This is a genomic window from Burkholderia sp. Ax-1720, assembly GCF_011753035.1.
Taxonomy (GTDB): Bacteria; Pseudomonadota; Gammaproteobacteria; order Burkholderiales; family Burkholderiaceae; genus Burkholderia; species Burkholderia gladioli.
Window position 1 is genome coordinate 17,821 of the sequence record NZ_VWWK01000066.1, and the last position, 16,412, is coordinate 34,232.

The following is a 16,412-nucleotide window of genomic DNA, read 5'->3' on the forward strand; positions in this document are numbered from 1 at the left end:
CGCGGTCGCGGTCGTCCGCGCCGGGGTACGCTTCGCGACTTCGATGCCTGAACGCAGGCCTTCAGAGCCCGCGCAGGAACCCGAGCAAGGCCCGGTTGACCTCATTGGGCGCCTCCTGCTGCAGCCAGTGTCCCGCGCCCGCGACGATGCGCGTGTCGCGAAGCGCGGGCGCCAGCGCCGGCATCGCGGCGATGATCTCGCGCATGCCGGGGATGGCCAGCCCGGGATCATGCTCGCCGACGAGGTACAGCGCAGGCACCTCGACGGCAAGCCCCTCGAAGGTGGCCTGCTGCATCCAGTTGCGATCGAGATTGCGGTAGTAGTTCAGCCCGCCGCGAAACCCGGAGGCGCGAAAGGCCTCGACCAGGACATCGAAATCATCGGCATCGAGCCAGGCCGACGGCGCGGCAGGTTCGGGCAGGGCGTCGAGCAGCCCGGCCTCGCGCGCGATCATGCCGAAGGGGTTCGGCGTGGCGGCCTCGCGCGGGCCGGCCTGGCCCGAAGCCCAGAAATAGATCCTGCGCAGCGTCGCGGCCACGTCGCGCTCGAACTCGCGCTCCGCCAGCCCTGGCTCGGAAAAATACTGCGTGTAGAACCAGGCCTGCTCGTTGATCGGGAACAGCCGGCTCGGCGCCATCGGGGCCCGGCCCATCATCGGCACGCCGAGCGCGACCACCGCGCGAAAACGATCGGGGCGCAACTGCGCGGCCTGCCAGGCAATGGTCGCCCCCCAGTCGTTGCCGACCACCACCGCCTCGGTTTCGCCCAGCGCGTCCAATATGCCCACCAGGTCGCCGACGATCTCCAGCGTCGTGTAGCGCTCGGGATCCGCCGGGCCGTCGCTGGTGCCGTAGCCGCGCAGGTCCGGCGCGATCGCGCGGAAGCCGGCATCGGCCAGGGCGCCGAGCTGATGCCGCCAGCTGTGCGAGGTTTCGGGGAAGCCATGCAGCAGCAGGACCAGCGGGCCGCTGCCCTGGGCGGCGAGGCCGAGGCGCACGCCGTTGGTGTCGATGAAGGACCGGGTGAGGGCAGGCATGTTCGCGCTCCGGGACGGGATGGGTATCGAGGTTTGCGTAAATCGAGGTTTGCGTAAAGTCGCGTGAAATCGTAACATCAAACGTCACGAATATTCCACACCCGGATCATGCAGAGAGATACCCGGCTGGCGCGCCTGCTTCATGTGCTGATTCACATGCATCTGCGCGGCGGCACCACCACCTCGGACACGATTGCCCTGATGCTGCACACGCAGCCGTCGCTGGTCCGGCGCACCATGGCGGCATTGCGGGAGGCCGGCTACGTCGAGTCGATCGCCGGCCCGAAGGGCGGCTGGGTATTGCGCCGCGAACTCGGCGAGATGACGGTGCGCGATATCCACGAGGCGATCGCGCCCGGAAGCACGTTCGCGATCGGCCCGGCCGACGACAACCCCGCCTGCCCGGTGGAGGCGGTGGTCAACGGGATGCTCGGCGATGCGCTGGATACCGCGGAACAGGCGCTGCTGCGCCAGTTCGGGCGCGTGCGGCTTTCCGAACTGGCGCGGCGCGTGAAGGCCGCGGCGGGATGAGGGGGCTTACCAGTTCAGGCGCGAACCGCAGGTCGTCGAGTTGCCCGATTCCTGGTAGCAGTACGAATCGATATTCTTCGAATACGGCTTGACCGACAGGTTGCCGGCTTGCTCGACGTTGCGCTGCCCATGCTGCGGATACATGCCGAGCCCCGCTGCCCGTCTCTTTTCCGCGTCGCTCTTGAGCGAGTCGCGCAGATGGTCCTCGCGCAGGATCCTGTCGCGCTTGTCCAGCACGTCGTATTCCTTGAACAGGGAGGGGCGCGTTTCCCCGGCGGCAAGCGCCTGGGCGCCGGTGCCCAGCAGGACGAGGGTGGTCGCGATACGCAGCATGAACTTCTCCGATCTACCTGAAAGCGGGTATGGATCGTCAGGAGATTGAAAAGTTCAAGCGGCGAGGCAATTCCCGCCGGGCTCAGTATCATCCGTCTACCTTCGCATGCTTCGAGACAAGAGCCGATCCCGATGACGACGCCCCCGCCGCCCCCCGAGAAACGCAGGCGCAATGCCGCCGCCACGCGCCGGGCGATCCTCGCCTCGGCGCGCCTGGCCTTCGCGCGCCAGGGCTACGAGGGCGCCGGCGTGCGCGAGATCGCGGCCGGCGCCGGCGTGACGGCGATGCTGGTCAATCGCTACTTCGGTTCGAAGGAGGGTTTGTTCGCCGAGGTGCTGGCCGAGTCGATGGCGAGCACCTCGGTGGTATTGCCGGCGATCCTCGCGCGGCCCGTGTCGGGCGAGCGCGTGGCTGCCGCGCTGGTCGACATCACGGCCGTCGACGCGGTGCCGCTCGAGGGTTTCCAGATCATGATGCGCTCGGCCTCGAGCGATCGCGCCGCCGCGATCGCGCGCGAGCAGATCGAGCGTTTCCAGCTCGGCGCGATCGCGTCCCTGCTCGATGGCGCGCATGCGCCGCAACGCGCGGCGCTGGTGTTGGCCTTGATCGCCGGTTTCCAGATGATGCGGCAGATGATCGGGCTCTCGCCGCTGGCCGAGGCGGATCGGCAGGCGCTGGTCGACACGCTCGCGCCGCTGTTCGAGCGCCTGCTCGCCTGACATGCCCGTCGCGCGAGATCGATGAGGATCGCGAACGAATCGCCGAGCCCTCACAGCGAGGGCAGGGTGGCGCGGATATGTTCGGCGAAGGCCTCGACCAGCGGCGAGGGCTGGGCCTGCTCCAGCCGCAGCGTGATGCCGACCGCGGGCAGGGCCGGCAGGCCCGGATCGCCGCCGAGGATCGCCAGGTCGGGCGGCACGGCCATCTGCGTGACCACCGCGAAGGCCTGCCCCGAACGCACCAGCGCGATCAGGCCGGCCAGGCTGCTGCTCGCGTAGGCGATCCGGTAGGCGCGCCCGGCGCGCTGCAGGGCCGCGCAGGCGGCGCGATGGTCGAGCGTGTCGGGATCGGACAGCGCCAGCGGCAAGGGCTCGAAATCGGCCGGCGCGAGGCCCGGATAGCCGATCCAGACCAGCGGCTCGCGGCGGATCGGGCCGCTGCCGACCGGCTGCCCATCGGCCACCGAAACCATCGCCAGGTCGATCGCGTGCTTGGCCAGTTGCTCGTGCAGGCGCGGTGACGGCGCGCAGAACACCTCGACCTGCGCATGCGGATGCTGGATCGAGAACTGCCGCAGCAGCGGCGGCAGGAAGGTGGTGGCGTAATCCTCGGGGCAGCCGAAGCGGATCGTGCCGGACAGACCCTTGCCGGACAGATCGGCCAGCGCCTCGTCGTGCAGCCGCAGGATGCGCTGCGCATGGCCGAGCAGGCGCTCGCCGGGATGCGTGAGCACCACGCCGCGCCCGGTGCGCTGGAACAGCGGCTGCTCGACGATCTCCTCCAGGCGCCGCAACTGCTGGCTCAGCGCGGACTGGGTGCGGCCGACGCGATCGGCGGCGCGGCTCAGCGCGCGCACTTCCGCGATCGCGACGAAGCTGCGCAGCAGGTCGATATCGAGTGTCTGGCTCAAGGCAGGTTCCCCAAGATATTAGCGGATCTACTATCTGGCATTAAAACTATTAGATTCTATAAAACCAGAGCGGCCACTAGACTGCAAGCATTCGTTCACCCGGGTCCGTCGCCGCGAGGGATCCGCCAGTCCAGCCAGGAGAACCACGGTGTCCCGCAATCAAGACGAGCAGTTCTGGCAACGCGCCAGGCAGCACCTGATCCGCTACGGCGGCAGCTTCGAACCGATGATCATCGAGCGCGCGCAGGGCAGCTTCGTCTACGACGCCGACGGGCGCGCGATCCTCGATTTCACCTCCGGGCAGATGAGCGCCGTGCTCGGCCACAGCCATCCCGAGATCGTCTCGGTGATCAACGAATACGCGGGCAAGCTCGACCACCTGTTCAGCGGGATGCTGTCGCGGCCGGTGGTGGATCTCGCCACGCGCCTGGCCGAGATCACCCCGCCCGGGCTCGACCGCGCCCTGCTGCTGAGCACCGGCGCGGAATCCAACGAGGCCGCGATCCGGATGGCCAAGCTGGTCACCGGCAAGTACGAGGTGGTGGGTTTCGCGCAGTCCTGGCACGGCATGACCGGGCACGCCGCCTCGGCCACCTACAGCGCCGGGCGCAAGGGCGTGGGCCCGGCGGCGGTCGGCTCGTTCGCGATCCCCGCGCCCTTCACCTATCGCCCGCGCTTCGAGCGCGAGGGCCGCTACGACTACCTGGCCGAGCTCGACTACGCCTTCGACCTGGTCGACCGCCAGTCGAGCGGCAACCTGGCGGCCTTCATCGCCGAGCCGATCCTCAGCTCGGGCGGCATCATCGAGCTGCCGCCGGGCTACCTGGCCGCGCTCAAGCGCAAGTGCGAGGAGCGCGGCATGCTGCTGATCCTCGACGAGGCGCAGACCGGCGTGGGCCGCACCGGCACCCTGTTCGCGTTCGAGCGCGATGGCGTCACGCCCGACATCCTGACCTTGTCGAAGACGCTGGGCGCCGGGCTGCCGCTGGCGGCGGTGGTCACCTCGGCCGAGATCGAGGAGCGCGCGCACGAACGCGGCTACCTGTTCTACACCACCCACGTTTCCGATCCGCTGCCGGCCGCGGTCGGCCTGCGCGTGCTCGACGTGGTGGCGAAGGAAGGGCTGGTGGCGCGCGCCAACCAGATGGGCGAGCGCCTGCGCCACGGCCTGCTCGGGCTGATGGAGCGCTACGACTGCATCGGCGACGTGCGCGGGCGCGGGCTGCTGCTGGGCATGGAGGTGGTCAAGGATCGCCGCAGCAAGGAGCCGGCCGACGGGCTCGGCGCGAAGATCACGCGCGAATGCATGAAGCTCGGCCTGAGCATGAACATCGTGCAACTGCCGGGGATGGGCGGCGTGTTCCGGATCGCGCCGCCGCTGACGGTGAGCGAGGCGGAGGTCGACCTGGGCGTGGAACTGCTCGGCAAGGCGATCGAGCAGTCGATCTGAGGCGGGGGAGGGGCGGGGAAGGGGGCCGGCGGGCGCTTCGCGAGGAAGCGCGGCATGCTTGTCCTGCTCTGCTGCTGCAGCAGCGACTGGGAACGAACGGCGGCGCGAACCTGCATCGGCAGGCTCGCGCCGCCGTTTTTCATTCGGCGGGAGCCGCCGCCGGGGGCAGCGCGTCGATCACCGAGCCGCGTCCCGCCACGATCGGGTAGACCACGCCGGCGATCACGGCGCCGATCAGCGGCGCGGCCCAGAACAGCCACAGCTGGCCGATCGCGTCACCGCCGACGAACAGCGCCGGGCCGGTCGAGCGTGCCGGGTTCACCGAGGTGTTGGTGACGGGGATCGAGATCAGGTGGATCAGCGTCAGGCACAGGCCGATCGCGATCGGCGCGAAGCCGGCCGGCGCGCGCTTGTCGGTGGCGCCGAGGATCACGAACAGGAAGAAGGCCGTCATCACCACTTCGCAGATGAAGGCCGCGCCCAGCGAGTAATGGCCGGGCGAGCGATCGCCGAAGCCGTTGGTCGCGAAGCCGCTGCCCACCAAGTCGAAGCCGGGCTTGCCGGTGGCGATCAGGTACAGCGCGAAGGCGCCGAGCGCGCCGCCCACCACCTGCGCGACGATGTAGGGCACCAGGTCGCGAGCCGGGAAGCGGCCGGCCACGGTGAGGCCGACGCTGACGGCCGGGTTCAGGTGGCAGCCCGAGATATGGCCAATCGCGAAGGCCATGGTCAGCACGGTCAGGCCGAAGGCCAGCGCGACGCCGGCGAAGCCGATGCCCAGTTGCGGGAACGCGGCCGCGAGCACGGCCGCGCCGCAGCCGCCCAGTACCAGCCAGAAGGTGCCGAAGACTTCAGCGGCGAGTCGGTGAGACAGGTTCATGAGTTGGACTCCTCATCAGGATGGATCGATGACACCGAAACGGCCGCTGGAATCGGCCGATTTCATACTAGGTCGAGATTGTCGAAATGGATATGCCCGATTGCGGGTATCCCGGTAATTCCGGCAGGGTAAAGCCGGCATGAATCGTTTCAGACTGGTCCGAGCGGATTTTCATGCGAGTATCTGCGCTGCAATGTAAAAAACCATCAAATCGATTCAAACGATTTTTTTGCGATGCATCATCCTGTCGATTTGCCGACAGGGCGCATCGCGCTATCGCCCATCGCCCCTGTTTTTAAGGGCTTTGCGAATTTCCGGCTTGCCCGCCAGGCGTGATGCGGGTAGGGTTTCGCGATTAAACCTCGGCGATTGATTCGGACCGGTTCGAAATGCCTAATGCGGTAAACGAGTCGCGATGCCGGCAAGATACGCGATTTTTTTAGTCACGAATTCAATATGAACATATTTCACACTCTGCGGCGTATTGCGTTGGTGCAGCCGTCATCCGCTTATCCGGCGAGTTGGCCGATCGCGCTGATGCGGATTGCGACCGGCGTATTCTTTTCGGCTTCCGGTTTCAACAAGCTGGTGCTGCCGGAAAATCGCGCCGCGATGCTGCAGACCATCACCGAGGCGCAGGTGCCCTGTCCCGAGCTGATGGCGCCGTTCGTGGCGGGCTGCGAGTGCCTGTTCGGCCTGCTGCTGGCATTGGGCCTCGGTACGCGTCCGGCCGCGCTGGTGCTGTTCGCGATCAGCGGCGTCGCGCTGGCCACCGTCGGGCTTCACCAGATCCCGGCGGGGCTCGGGCCGATCGGCTGGACCAGTTGGCTGCTCTATCTGCCCGAGTCGCTGTACCTGCTGATCACGCTCACGCTGATCGTGCGCGGCGGCGAGTCCCTGAGCCTCGACGCGGTCTGGGCGCGCCGCCTGGCGCGGCGGGCCTGAGGCGCCTCACCAGCGCGGCGAACACATCGTCGGGATGCGCCTCCACGCGCTCCGCGGCCAGCAGCGCCGTCTTGTCGTCCTGCCCGCGATGCGCGCCGAGCAGCACGGTGATGATCATCGCCTTGTCGCATGCGCTGCATGCCCATGAAGTCAGGGTCGATGAACAGCTCGTCCTCGCCGTGCTCGCTAAGCATGACGAAACGATCGCCGCTAGGAATGCCGAGCGCCTCCACCAATGACTGGTTCAGCGCCTCGACGATGGCCATCTTTTGCATCGAGTTGTAGCGGCCCGCCCTCGCTTTACAATGCGTTGATATGCGCATAATATGCAGCGCAGTCCCCGCCGGCAATCCGCTCGCACCTTGTCGCGTCTCGCGAAGCGGGCGGCGGGGCAGCCGCTTCGGCGCCTGATGGGCGCGATGCGAAACCGTCTCGCGCGACGAGCGATGCCCTCCATCTCCTTCCGATCATGGACACCAGCACGAACCTCGACGGACGCTGCAACTGCCTGGCCGCGCGCAAGGCCTCGCGCTACCTGACCGCGCTCTACGACGGCGCGCTCAGCCAGGTCGGGCTGCGCGCCACCCAATTCTCGATCCTGCACAAGCTGCGCGCGGGCGGCCCGCTCGGCGTGGGCGAGCTGGCCACCGTGATGGCGATGGACCGCACCACGCTGTCGACCAACCTGAAGCCGCTCGAACGCGACGGCCTGCTGGCGATCCGTCCCGGCGAGGACGATCGCCGCCGCAAGGCGATCTCGATCACCGCGGCCGGCGAGCGCGTCTATCGCCAGGCGCTGCCGGTCTGGCAGCAGGTGCAGGATGCCTTCGAACAGTCCTATGGCGAGCAGCGCGCGGCCGGTTTGCGGCGCTCGCTCGCGGCGGTGCTGAACACCGGCTTCAGTCCCTGGGACGACGCCCCGGCGCAGCCATGAGCAGCACCGGCCGGCCCGACTTCCCGATCCCTGCCATGGACCTTGCTCCCGGCGATTCGCCCGATCTCGTCGACATCCGGCTCACGCGGCGCGGGCCGGCCGCGCCGGCCCGCGCCCGCTATCGCCGCGCCGAGGATTCGCGCGCGGCGATCCTGCAGGCCGTGGTGGACCTGGTCGAGCGCGACGGCGGCGAGCCCGTGCATGTGGATCGCATCGCCGAGCGCGCGGGCCTGCACAAGATGGCGATCTACCGGATCTTCGGCTCGCGCGCGGCCTTGCTCGACGAAGTGGCCGGGCGGCTTTGCGACGGCGAGCGCGCGCGCTGGGACGAGATCGCCGGCGCCACCGACGGCACGCCGCGCGCGGTGCTGATCGCCTTGTTCGACGACCTGGCGCGCCGCGTGCGTGCCGATGCGGCCTGCGATTGCCGGCTGGCTCGGCTGACCTCGCAGGGCGAGGCCCTGCCCGCCGCCGGCCAGCGCAGCCTGGCGCTGCGCGGCGCCTTGCGGGCCTTCCTGCATGCGCATTGCCTGGCCTCGGGCGCGGCCGAGCCCGGGCGCATGACCGATGCGCTGCTGCTGGTCTGGCAGGGGGCGGTATCGCCGCGCTGGACCGACGAGGAAGTGGCGGCGCTTTGCGACGGGCTGCCCGCCGTGGTGGACGGCGTGATCCGCGGCCACATGCCGGCCGCGGCCGGCGCCGCATCGCCCATCTAGACCTGCAAATGAAACGGGGCGGCAAGCCTGGCTTGCCGCCCCGTGCGATGTCGAACCCGGTGGAAGACGGATTCGATCTCAGCCGTGCGTGGTCGTCTTCACGTCGACGCTGGCCTTGATGGCGTTCGAATACGGGCAGATGGTGTGGGTGGTCTCGACCAGCTTCTTCGCGTCGGCCTCGTCGAGGCCGGGCAGGTAGACGTCGAGTTCGGCGGTGATGCCGTAGCCGCCTTCCGAGCGCGGACCCATGCCGATGGTCGCCTTGACGGTCGAGCCATCCGGCACCTTGATCTTGGTCTGCTGGGCCGCGACGCGCATCGCGCCGAGGTAGCAGGCCGAATAACCGAGCGCGAACAGCTTCTCGGGGTTGGCGCCGTCGCCGCCCGGGCCGCCCAGTTCCTTCGGGACCGTGAGCTGCAGCGACATCGTGCCGTCGGCGAGCTCGGTCTTGCCGTCGCGGCCGCCGCCGGTTGCCGTGGCGGAGGTCTTGTATTTCGCATCAACTGACATGGGGTGCTCCTGTATCGAGTTGGCAGGAAAAGCGCTGCCCATGTTAGGCGGCGCCGGGGCTTTCGTCCAGCCGGCTCGGCAGCGGCATCGCGTGCCATGCCGCGGAGCCGCGCCGCGGCTGGCCGAGCGATCCCGACCTAGCAACGCGCGGGCCCGTCGGCGCCCGCGATGCGTCGCGACGGGCCTTGCCGATTCCACCCGGCATGCGCGCCTTCGCGCCGCCCACCTCGACCGCTCAGGCCTCCAGCTCCATCGGCACCTCCAGCCCCACCTTCACGCGGCCCATGCTGACCAGCGTCTTGAAGCGCCGGACGTTGTTGTTCGAGAAGAACAGCCGCCGCGTCAGCTCGTTGTACTGCTCCATGTGCCTGACGGCGACGATCAGCACGAAATCCCATTCGCCCGCCACGTAGTAGCACTGCTGGATCTGCGGGCACTGCGCGAAGCTGCGCTTCATCGCGTCGAGCAGGTCGATCTGCTCGCTCTCCACCTCGACGTTCACCACGATCGTGAGCGGGTGCTCGGCCTTCTCGGGCGCGACCACGGCCGTGTAGCGCTCGATCACGCCTTCCTCGGCCAGGCGGCGCAGGCGTCGGTTGACCGCCGCCGTGGACAGGTTCACGCGCGCGCCCAGCTCGTTCTGCGGGGTTTGCGCGTCGCGCTGGATCTCGGCCAGCAGCTTGCGGTCGTAGGTGTCGAGGGGCGTGGTCATGAGGATGTCGGGGGCGGATGAACGCGGAATCGATAAAAAATTGCGTCAGGCAGCATAACAACGAGACAGGATTCGCGTCACGGCGAAATATTATTTACCCGATCCGAATCCGCTTCCCGGGAGCCCCATCCATGCTGTTCGCCAATCCGAACGCCTGCTTCACCCCCTATCCTGACGCGCTGCGTCGCATCCTCGATATCGACACGGCCCGCCAGAGCGGCGCCTGGCTCGTGCACTGGCCGCTGATCGAGCGGGGCGCGACACCGCTCTGGAACCTGCCCGGCGCCGCGGCGCGCTTCGGCATCGCCGCGCTGGCCGTCAAGGACGAGTCGCTGCGTTCGCCGCTCGGCAGCTTCAAGGCGCTGGGCGCGCCGGTCGCGCTGCTGCGCCTCGCGCTGCGCCTGATGCCCGAGGCGCGCTTCGAGCCGCAGGCGCTGTTCGCCGGCCGCCATGCCGAGGAGCTTGCCGCGCTGACCGTGATCAGCGCCACCGACGGCAATCACGGCACGGCGCTCGCGGCCGCGGCGCAATCGCTCGGCTGCGCCTGCGTGATCGTGCTGCATGCGCGGGTCAGTGCCGAGCGCGAGCGGGCGATCGCCGCTCATGGCGCGCGCATCGTGCGGATCGCCGGCAACTACGACGAATCGGTCGAGCACGCGGCGCGGCTCGCGCGCGAGCAGGGCTGGCATGTGGTGTCCGATACCTCGTATGAAGGCTACGAGGCGATTCCGCGCGACGTAATGCAGGGTTACGGCGTGATCGCGGCCGAGCTGCTCGCGCAGGCCGCCGGGCAGCCGCCCTTCACGCACGTGATCCTGCAAGGCGGCGTGGGCGGCCTGGCGGCCGGCATCGCCAGCTATCTGTGGGAGCATTTCGGCGCGAGCCGCCCGCGTTTCCTGGTGGTCGAGCCAGCCCAGGCCGATTGCCTCTACCAGAGCGCCATCGCCGGCCGCGCGGCGAAGGCTTCCGGCAGCGTCGATTCGGTGATGGCGGGGCTGGCCTGCGGCGAGGCTTCGCCGCTCGCCTGGCGCATCCTGCAGCCCTGCATCGACGCGTTCCTCACCATCGACGATGCCGACGCGACGCTCGCGATGCGCGCGCTGGCGGCCGGCGCGGATGGCGACGTGCCGGTGCTGGCCGGCGAATCGGGCGCGGCCGGCCACGCGGGGCTGGCGGTGCTGATGCGCGATCGCGCGCTGGCCGCGCGCGCCGGGCTCGACGCGAATTCTCGCGTACTGCTGATCAATACCGAGGGCGCGACCGCGCCGGGCGTCTACGCCTCCTTGACGGGCGAGGCCGCCGAGGCCGTGATCGCGCGCCGGCGGGCCTGGCTCGACGATGCGGCGCGCCTGCCGCTCGACGCATAAGGCGCGGCGGCGCATCGATCACCGGAAAGTCATTGAAGATAGCCAGGACAAGGAACATGGAAAGCTCCCTGCAGGACAAGCTGGCCGGCTGGCGCCGGCAGTTTCATCAATACCCGGAAACGGGCTTCGAGGAGGTCCGCACCTCGGACACGGTGGCGCGCATCCTGGGCGCGCTCGGGCTGGAGGTGCATCGCGGCATCGGCGGCACGGGGCTGGTGGCGAACCTGCGGGCCGGCCGCGGCGAGCGCGCGATCGCGATCCGCGCCGAGATGGATGCGCTGAACATCGTCGAGCAGGCGCCGGGCCGTGCCCATGCCTCGTGCGTGCCGGGCAAGATGCACGCCTGCGGCCACGACGGCCATATGTCGATGGTGCTCGGCGCGGCGCAACTGCTGGCCGAGCGGCGCGACTTCGACGGCATCGTGCGCTTCGTGTTCCAGCCGGCCGAGGAACACGGGCGCGGCGCCAAGGCGATGATGGCCGACGGCCTGTTCGAGCGCTTTCCGGTGGAGGCGATCTTCGGCGCGCACAACATGCCGGGCATGCCGGCCGGCAGCTTCGCGACGCGCGCCGGCGGCATCATGGCCAGCGAGGACAACTTCGTGATCGAGATACGCGGGCGCGGCACGCACGCGGCGCGCCCGCAGATGGGCATCGATCCGATCGTGATCGCCTCGCAGATCGTGCTGGCGCTGCAGACCATCGTCTCGCGCAATCTCGATCCGGGGCTGCAGGCCGTGGTGTCCTGCACCGAGTTCATCACCGACGGGCTGCGCAACGTAATCCCGTCGACGGTCACCATCAAGGGCGATACGCGCAGCTACGCGCCCGAGGTGCAGGCCATGCTGGCCAGGCGCATGCGCGAGATCAGCGAGGGCATCTGCGCGAGCCACGGCGCCGAATGCCGCTTCGACTACACGCACGAGTTCGCGCCGACCGTGAACCCGGCGCGATACGTGGCGCTGGCGGTGGAGGCGGCCACGCGCGTGGCCGGCGCGGCGGCCGTCGACGCGAACGTGCAGCCGATGATGATCTCCGAGGATTTCGGCGCCTTCCTGCAGGCGGTGCCGGGCAACTTCGTGTTCATCGGCAACGGCGTGACGGCTGGCGAGGGCGGCACGCCGCTGCACAATGCGTCCTACGATTTCAACGATGCGCTGCTGCCGGTCGGCGCGCGCTACTTCGCCGAGCTGGCGCGGCTCGCGCTGCCGGCCGCTTGAGCGCGTTCAGGCCGTCGCTTGCAGGGCCTCGACGGTCTGCGCGGTGCTCCACAGCGCATGCGCGATGAAGCGGAAGTTGACCAGCGCGGCCAGGTAGCCGTCGCCTTCGGGCACGCGCGGGCCGGCCGTCGCATCGCGCACCACCAGCACCTCGAAACCCTGCTCGACCAGCTCGCGCAGATGCGACTCGATGCAGAGGTTGGCGGCCATGCCGGCCAGGATCACCTGCGAGACGCCGCGCTTGCGCAACTGCAGCGCCAGGTCGTTGGTTTCGGGCCCATAGACCTTGTGCGGCGAGGCGATGATGGTCTCGCCGTCGAGAATGTAGGGCTTGTAGCGTTCGAGGAAATCGGCGCCCGAACCCTCGTAGCCCTCGAGCGTGACGGGCCCCTTGCGCTCGAACATGCCGATCGCGTGCATGGTCTTTTCCAGCGGGCCGCCGAACTGCCAGCCGTGGTCGCAGGGATAGTAGTAATGCGGCGAGACGGCCACCGGGATGCCGGCTTGCTTGGCGGTCCTGAACAGGGTTTCCAGGTGATCGACGGTGCCGTTCTCGACGATGCTCTCGCCGAAATACGGCCAGCTCACGCCGGACGGGCTGAGGAAGTCGTTCTGCGGATCGACCACCACCAGCGCGGCCTTGGTGCGGTCGAGCTGGAAGCCGGTGGGCGGCAGCGCCGGGTCGGACGGATCGGCGTAGGGCAGGGTGGAACGGGTCATGCGGGGCTCCTTCGAGCGGTGGGGATGCGGGAATGGAAACAGGCGGCTTCGAATAATAAATGACCGGTCGCTTTATTATTGGGCCAAAAAAAAGCTCACCCCAGCAGACGGGTGAGCACCACTTTTTCGAATCGCTCGCAGGCCTGGCCGTTGCGCTCGATCTTGCTGCGCATCACGGCGCCTTCGTAGGCCTCGATCAGGATCGCCGCCAGCTGGTCGGCATCGCCCGGCGCGACCTCGCCGGCCGCCTGGCCTTCGCGCAGGCAGTCGGCCAGCAGCGCCTGCCAGTGATCGAGCAGGCGCTGCGTGGTCAGGCGCGCCTGCTCGTTGGTGGCGGACAGCTCCAGCGAGAGATTGCCGATCAGGCAGCCCAGCGCGAAGCCGGCCTCGCGATGATCGTCGGACAGCAGGCGGAAGAACTTGCGGATGCGCGCGACCGGCCGGGCCCGGCCCTCGCGCAGCACGGCCGAGTGGCGTGCCACGATCGACTCCCAATAGGCCTCGAGGATCTCGCCCGCGAAGGCTTCCTTGCTGTCGAAGTAGTTGTAGAACGAGCCCTTCGGCACGCTGGCCGCCTCGGCGATGTCCTGCACCGCGCAGCCGTTGAAGCCGAGTTCATGCACCACGCGGCGGCCGGTGGAGATCAGGCGCAGACGGACTTCAGGGTTGGGCGGACGCGGCATGGACGATGTCCCCGGTTGGCAGGATGCGTAGCAAGATAACCGGTCATCTATTAACTGTCAATCGAGGCGCGTGGCGCTCAGGCCAGCCGGAATACCGACACGGCCGAACGCAGCCTGCCCGCCTGTTCGTCCAGCGAGGTGGCCGCGGCGGCTGCCTGCTCGACCAGGGCCGCGTTCTGCTGCGTGACCTCGTCCATCTGCGTCACCGCGCGGCCCACCTGGTCGATGCCGGTGCTCTGCTCGACCGAGGCGGCCGAGATCTCGCCGATGATGTCGGCCACCTGCCCGATCGAGCGGTCGATCTCGCTCATCCGTTCGCCGGCCAGCTGCACCAGCCGGTTGCCGTCGCCGACCTGGTCCACCGACACCTGGATCAGCTCCTTGATGTCCTTCGCGGCCGAGGCGCTGCGTTGCGCGAGCGAGCGCACCTCGGCGGCCACCACCGCGAAGCCGCGGCCTTCCTCGCCGGCGCGCGCCGCCTCGACGGCCGCGTTGAGCGCGAGGATGTTGGTCTGGAACGCGATGCTCTCGATCACCGAGGTGATGTCGGCGATTCGTGAGGATTGCTCGGCGATGCTCGACATCGTATCGACCACCTGGCGCACCGCCTCGCCGCCGCGCGAGGTGGCTTCGGTGGCGCTGCCCACCAGGCCGTTGGCCTGCTGCGCGTTGTCGGCGTTCTGCTTCACGGTGCCGGTGATCTGCTCCATGCTGGCGGCCGTTTCCTGCAGCGAGGCGGCCTGCTGCTCGGTGCGCTGCGAGAGGTCGATATTGCCCTGGGCGATCTCGCCGGCGCCGTGCGCGATGGCGTGGCTGGCGGACTGGATCTCGGCGATCATCGCCGCCAGGCGCGTGCGCATCTGCGCGAGCTCGGCGATCAGGCTGCCGGGCGCGGCGCGCGAGGCATCGAACTCGAGATGCAACCGGCCGTTGGCGATGTGGGTGGCGATCTCGGTGGCATGGGCCGGCTCGCCGCCGAGCGTGCGGCGCACGCTGCGCACCATGGCCAGCGCGATCGCCGAGACGACCACCGCGATCGCCACCGCGATACCGGCCAGGATCGCCGCGAGACGGTAGAACACCTGGTCGATCCGGTCGTAGAAGAAGCCGGTGCCGATCAGCCAGTTCCACTCGGGAATCCGCACCACGCCCTGCAGCTTCGGTACCGGCTGCGCATCGCCGGGGCGCTTGAGCAGCAGGTCGACGAAGGCCACGTGCGAGCGGGCCAGCTGGGCATCGTATTCCTCGCGATCGGTCCTGCCGCTGGCGGTCGGGTTGTCGATCACGCGCTTGTCGCGCAGCGCCGGGTTCGGGTGAACGATATTGATGTTCTCGGCGTTCTTGACCCAGAAATAGCTGTCCTCGTCGTTGAGCCGGGCGACCGCCTCCTTGGCCTGCTGTTGCGCTTGCTCGAGCGTGAGTTCGCCGCGCGCCTGGCGCTCGCGGTAGACGTTCACCGCGTGCTCGGCCTTCGACAGCAGGGTCGCGATCTCGTCGCGGCGGCTGTCGATCAGTTCGCCGCGCATCATGGTCAGCGCGGTGGCGGCCAACAGGACGATACCGAGCAATGCCGTGACGACGAGCACCGTCAGTTTGGTGGACAACTTCATGCTTGAGGCCTTGAACGATGATGGATGGAATCGTCGTTTTAACGGCCTGCCGGCCGCCCACTTTAGGGCGTGCCGATGCATTCGATGCGCAGGAATGTGCGGGAAAACGCAGCTTTGTAAGCTGGTGCTTGCGTTGGCGCGCGCGATTCGTGCAAGCGTGCCCGAGGCCGCGGCGTCGATCCCGCTTCGATGACGGACGCGCGGCCGCCGACGGCACGGGGCTTCGCGCCGATCGGTTGCGCGTGCAATCAAACGGATTGCTGAGGCGGAGCGCGAAGCCGTTGAGCGGCGCTCATCGCGCCGCGTAAGCTTCACGTCATATTGATATGCGTATTACGGGCCCGGGCGCGCGTCCTCGATGTTGCGCCCATTCCGATAAACATCGAGCAGCGCCTCGATCGGGTGGCGCAGGCGCTTGCCGCTGATGCGCGCCACCTGGCAGCGGCAGGAATAACCGGTGGCGAGCAGTTCGTCGTCGTCCGCCTCGACATGACGCGCCCAGGACTGCCCGAAGATACGCTCGGAGGTTTCGCGATTGCGCGCCTCGTGCCCGTAGGTGCCCGACATCCCGCAGCAACCGCTGGCGGGCATCCGCAGCGCGAGACCCGCGGCCTCGAACACCGGCTGCCACAGCGCGCTGGCGGCGCCGGCATTGGTGCGCTCGGTGCAATGCGGCAGCAGGCGGAAGGCGCGCGGCGGCAACTCGGCCGGTCGCGGTCGCGCCCGCAGCACCGCCGCCAACCATTCCTGGGGCAGCAGCACCTCGGGCAGCGTGCCGATGCCGGGCAGCTTGCGATATTCCTGCCGATAGACGAGCGTCATGGCCGGATCGAGGCCGACCAGGGCGATGCCGCTCGCGGCCAGCGCGGCCAGGCTCGCCGCGTTGCGCCGGGCGGCGCGCGCGAAGGCGGGCAGGAAGCCCTGCACGTGCAGCGGCTTGCCGTTCGGCAGGAAGGGCGCGACGAACACGCGATAACCGAGGCGCTCGGCCAGCGCGAGCCAGGCGGCCGCGACCGGCGTTTCGAAATAGCGTGTGAAGGCGTCCTGCACCACGATCACGCTGCGCGCGCGCTCGGCCGCCGACAGTTTCGCGAGCCGTGCCGGCGTGGCGGGCTCGGCGCCGGCCGCGCGCAG

The 16,412-nt window shown here is 68.8% G+C and carries 19 protein-coding genes; 8 read left to right on the plus strand and 11 right to left on the minus strand.

Annotated features, from left to right (window positions below; genetic code table 11):
* Nucleotides 1–61: 61 nt before the first annotated feature.
* On the minus strand, nucleotides 62–1,036 hold the full coding sequence (locus tag F3J18_RS19575; RefSeq protein WP_166913709.1) for an alpha/beta hydrolase: 975 nt from the start codon (nucleotides 1,034–1,036) through the stop codon (nucleotides 62–64).
* Nucleotides 1,037–1,144: 108 nt separating this feature from the next.
* Here F3J18_RS19575 and F3J18_RS19580 point away from each other — a divergent pair, with 108 nt between their 5' ends.
* Nucleotides 1,145–1,567 (plus strand): Rrf2 family transcriptional regulator, encoded by a 423-nt coding sequence (locus F3J18_RS19580; protein WP_025101522.1) that lies wholly within the window; start codon nucleotides 1,145–1,147, stop codon nucleotides 1,565–1,567.
* A 6-nt stretch (nucleotides 1,568–1,573) separates the two neighbouring features.
* On the opposite strand, the gene F3J18_RS19585 is transcribed toward F3J18_RS19580, so the two are convergent.
* Nucleotides 1,574–1,900: a hypothetical protein gene (locus F3J18_RS19585; RefSeq protein WP_025101523.1), complete on the minus strand. Its 327-nt coding sequence runs from the start codon at nucleotides 1,898–1,900 to the stop codon at nucleotides 1,574–1,576.
* Nucleotides 1,901–2,032: 132 nt separating this feature from the next.
* On the opposite strand from F3J18_RS19585, the gene F3J18_RS19590 reads away from it, so the two are divergent.
* The gene (locus F3J18_RS19590; protein ID WP_025101524.1) at nucleotides 2,033–2,620 is read left to right on the plus strand and encodes a TetR family transcriptional regulator; all 588 of its coding nucleotides are present in this window, start codon (nucleotides 2,033–2,035) and stop codon (nucleotides 2,618–2,620) included.
* 50 nt (nucleotides 2,621–2,670) lie between these two features.
* Here F3J18_RS19590 and F3J18_RS19595 read toward each other — a convergent pair whose 3' ends face one another.
* Nucleotides 2,671–3,531 (minus strand): LysR family transcriptional regulator, encoded by an 861-nt coding sequence (locus F3J18_RS19595; protein ID WP_166913710.1) that lies wholly within the window; start codon nucleotides 3,529–3,531, stop codon nucleotides 2,671–2,673.
* Nucleotides 3,532–3,679: 148 nt separating this feature from the next.
* Between F3J18_RS19595 and F3J18_RS19600 the strand changes: the two genes are divergently transcribed.
* On the plus strand, nucleotides 3,680–4,981 hold the full coding sequence (locus tag F3J18_RS19600) for an aspartate aminotransferase family protein (RefSeq protein WP_025101525.1): 1,302 nt from the start codon (nucleotides 3,680–3,682) through the stop codon (nucleotides 4,979–4,981).
* 139 nt (nucleotides 4,982–5,120) lie between these two features.
* Here F3J18_RS19600 and aqpZ read toward each other — a convergent pair whose 3' ends face one another.
* Nucleotides 5,121–5,861, minus strand: coding sequence for an aquaporin Z (gene aqpZ / locus F3J18_RS19605; RefSeq protein ID WP_025102243.1), 741 nt, complete (start codon nucleotides 5,859–5,861; stop codon nucleotides 5,121–5,123).
* Nucleotides 5,862–6,398: 537 nt separating this feature from the next.
* Here aqpZ and F3J18_RS19610 point away from each other — a divergent pair.
* Complete coding sequence (locus tag F3J18_RS19610; RefSeq protein WP_200873252.1) at nucleotides 6,399–6,806, plus strand: DoxX family membrane protein; 408 nt, start codon at nucleotides 6,399–6,401, stop codon at nucleotides 6,804–6,806.
* On the opposite strand, the gene F3J18_RS38230 is transcribed toward F3J18_RS19610, so the two are convergent.
* On the minus strand, nucleotides 6,695–7,129 hold the full coding sequence (locus tag F3J18_RS38230; RefSeq protein ID WP_345891748.1) for a tautomerase family protein: 435 nt from the start codon (nucleotides 7,127–7,129) through the stop codon (nucleotides 6,695–6,697). The two genes, F3J18_RS19610 and F3J18_RS38230, sit on opposite strands and share 112 nt — an antisense overlap.
* 146 nt (nucleotides 7,130–7,275) lie before the next feature.
* On the opposite strand from F3J18_RS38230, the gene F3J18_RS19615 reads away from it, so the two are divergent.
* Complete coding sequence (locus tag F3J18_RS19615; RefSeq protein ID WP_025102241.1) at nucleotides 7,276–7,740, plus strand: MarR family winged helix-turn-helix transcriptional regulator; 465 nt, start codon at nucleotides 7,276–7,278, stop codon at nucleotides 7,738–7,740.
* A 35-nt stretch (nucleotides 7,741–7,775) separates the two neighbouring features.
* The gene (locus F3J18_RS19620; protein WP_166913711.1) at nucleotides 7,776–8,456 is read left to right on the plus strand and encodes a TetR/AcrR family transcriptional regulator; all 681 of its coding nucleotides are present in this window, start codon (nucleotides 7,776–7,778) and stop codon (nucleotides 8,454–8,456) included.
* 78 nt (nucleotides 8,457–8,534) lie between these two features.
* Here the strand turns inward: F3J18_RS19620 and F3J18_RS19625 are convergent, their stop codons facing one another.
* Both F3J18_RS19625 and F3J18_RS19630 read right to left on the minus strand, forming a co-directional pair.
* Nucleotides 8,535–8,966 (minus strand): organic hydroperoxide resistance protein, encoded by a 432-nt coding sequence (locus tag F3J18_RS19625; protein WP_025102239.1) that lies wholly within the window; start codon nucleotides 8,964–8,966, stop codon nucleotides 8,535–8,537.
* A gap of 235 nt (nucleotides 8,967–9,201) precedes the next feature.
* Nucleotides 9,202–9,678, minus strand: coding sequence for an Lrp/AsnC family transcriptional regulator (locus F3J18_RS19630; RefSeq protein WP_166913712.1), 477 nt, complete (start codon nucleotides 9,676–9,678; stop codon nucleotides 9,202–9,204).
* Between the two features lie 131 nt (nucleotides 9,679–9,809).
* Between F3J18_RS19630 and F3J18_RS19635 the strand changes: the two genes are divergently transcribed.
* Nucleotides 9,810–11,045 carry a diaminopropionate ammonia-lyase gene (locus tag F3J18_RS19635; RefSeq protein ID WP_166913713.1) on the plus strand — a complete coding sequence of 412 codons (1,236 nt, stop codon included), beginning with the start codon at nucleotides 9,810–9,812 and terminating at the stop codon, nucleotides 11,043–11,045.
* Between the two features lie 56 nt (nucleotides 11,046–11,101).
* Nucleotides 11,102–12,265, plus strand: a complete 1,164-nt coding sequence (locus F3J18_RS19640; protein WP_098153029.1) for a M20 aminoacylase family protein — start codon at nucleotides 11,102–11,104, stop codon at nucleotides 12,263–12,265.
* 6 nt (nucleotides 12,266–12,271) lie between these two features.
* Here the strand turns inward: F3J18_RS19640 and F3J18_RS19645 are convergent, their stop codons facing one another.
* The 4 genes from F3J18_RS19645 to F3J18_RS19660 all read right to left on the minus strand — a co-directional run.
* Complete coding sequence (locus F3J18_RS19645; RefSeq protein WP_036055584.1) at nucleotides 12,272–12,985, minus strand: isochorismatase family cysteine hydrolase; 714 nt, start codon at nucleotides 12,983–12,985, stop codon at nucleotides 12,272–12,274.
* 95 nt (nucleotides 12,986–13,080) lie between these two features.
* Nucleotides 13,081–13,668 carry a TetR/AcrR family transcriptional regulator gene (locus tag F3J18_RS19650; protein WP_166913714.1) on the minus strand — a complete coding sequence of 196 codons (588 nt, stop codon included), beginning with the start codon at nucleotides 13,666–13,668 and terminating at the stop codon, nucleotides 13,081–13,083.
* A gap of 77 nt (nucleotides 13,669–13,745) precedes the next feature.
* Complete coding sequence (locus F3J18_RS19655) at nucleotides 13,746–15,278, minus strand: methyl-accepting chemotaxis protein (RefSeq protein WP_166913715.1); 1,533 nt, start codon at nucleotides 15,276–15,278, stop codon at nucleotides 13,746–13,748.
* A 333-nt stretch (nucleotides 15,279–15,611) separates the two neighbouring features.
* Nucleotides 15,612–16,412 (minus strand): (Fe-S)-binding protein (locus F3J18_RS19660; RefSeq protein ID WP_166913716.1); only part of this gene is annotated, 801 nt, incomplete at its 5' end.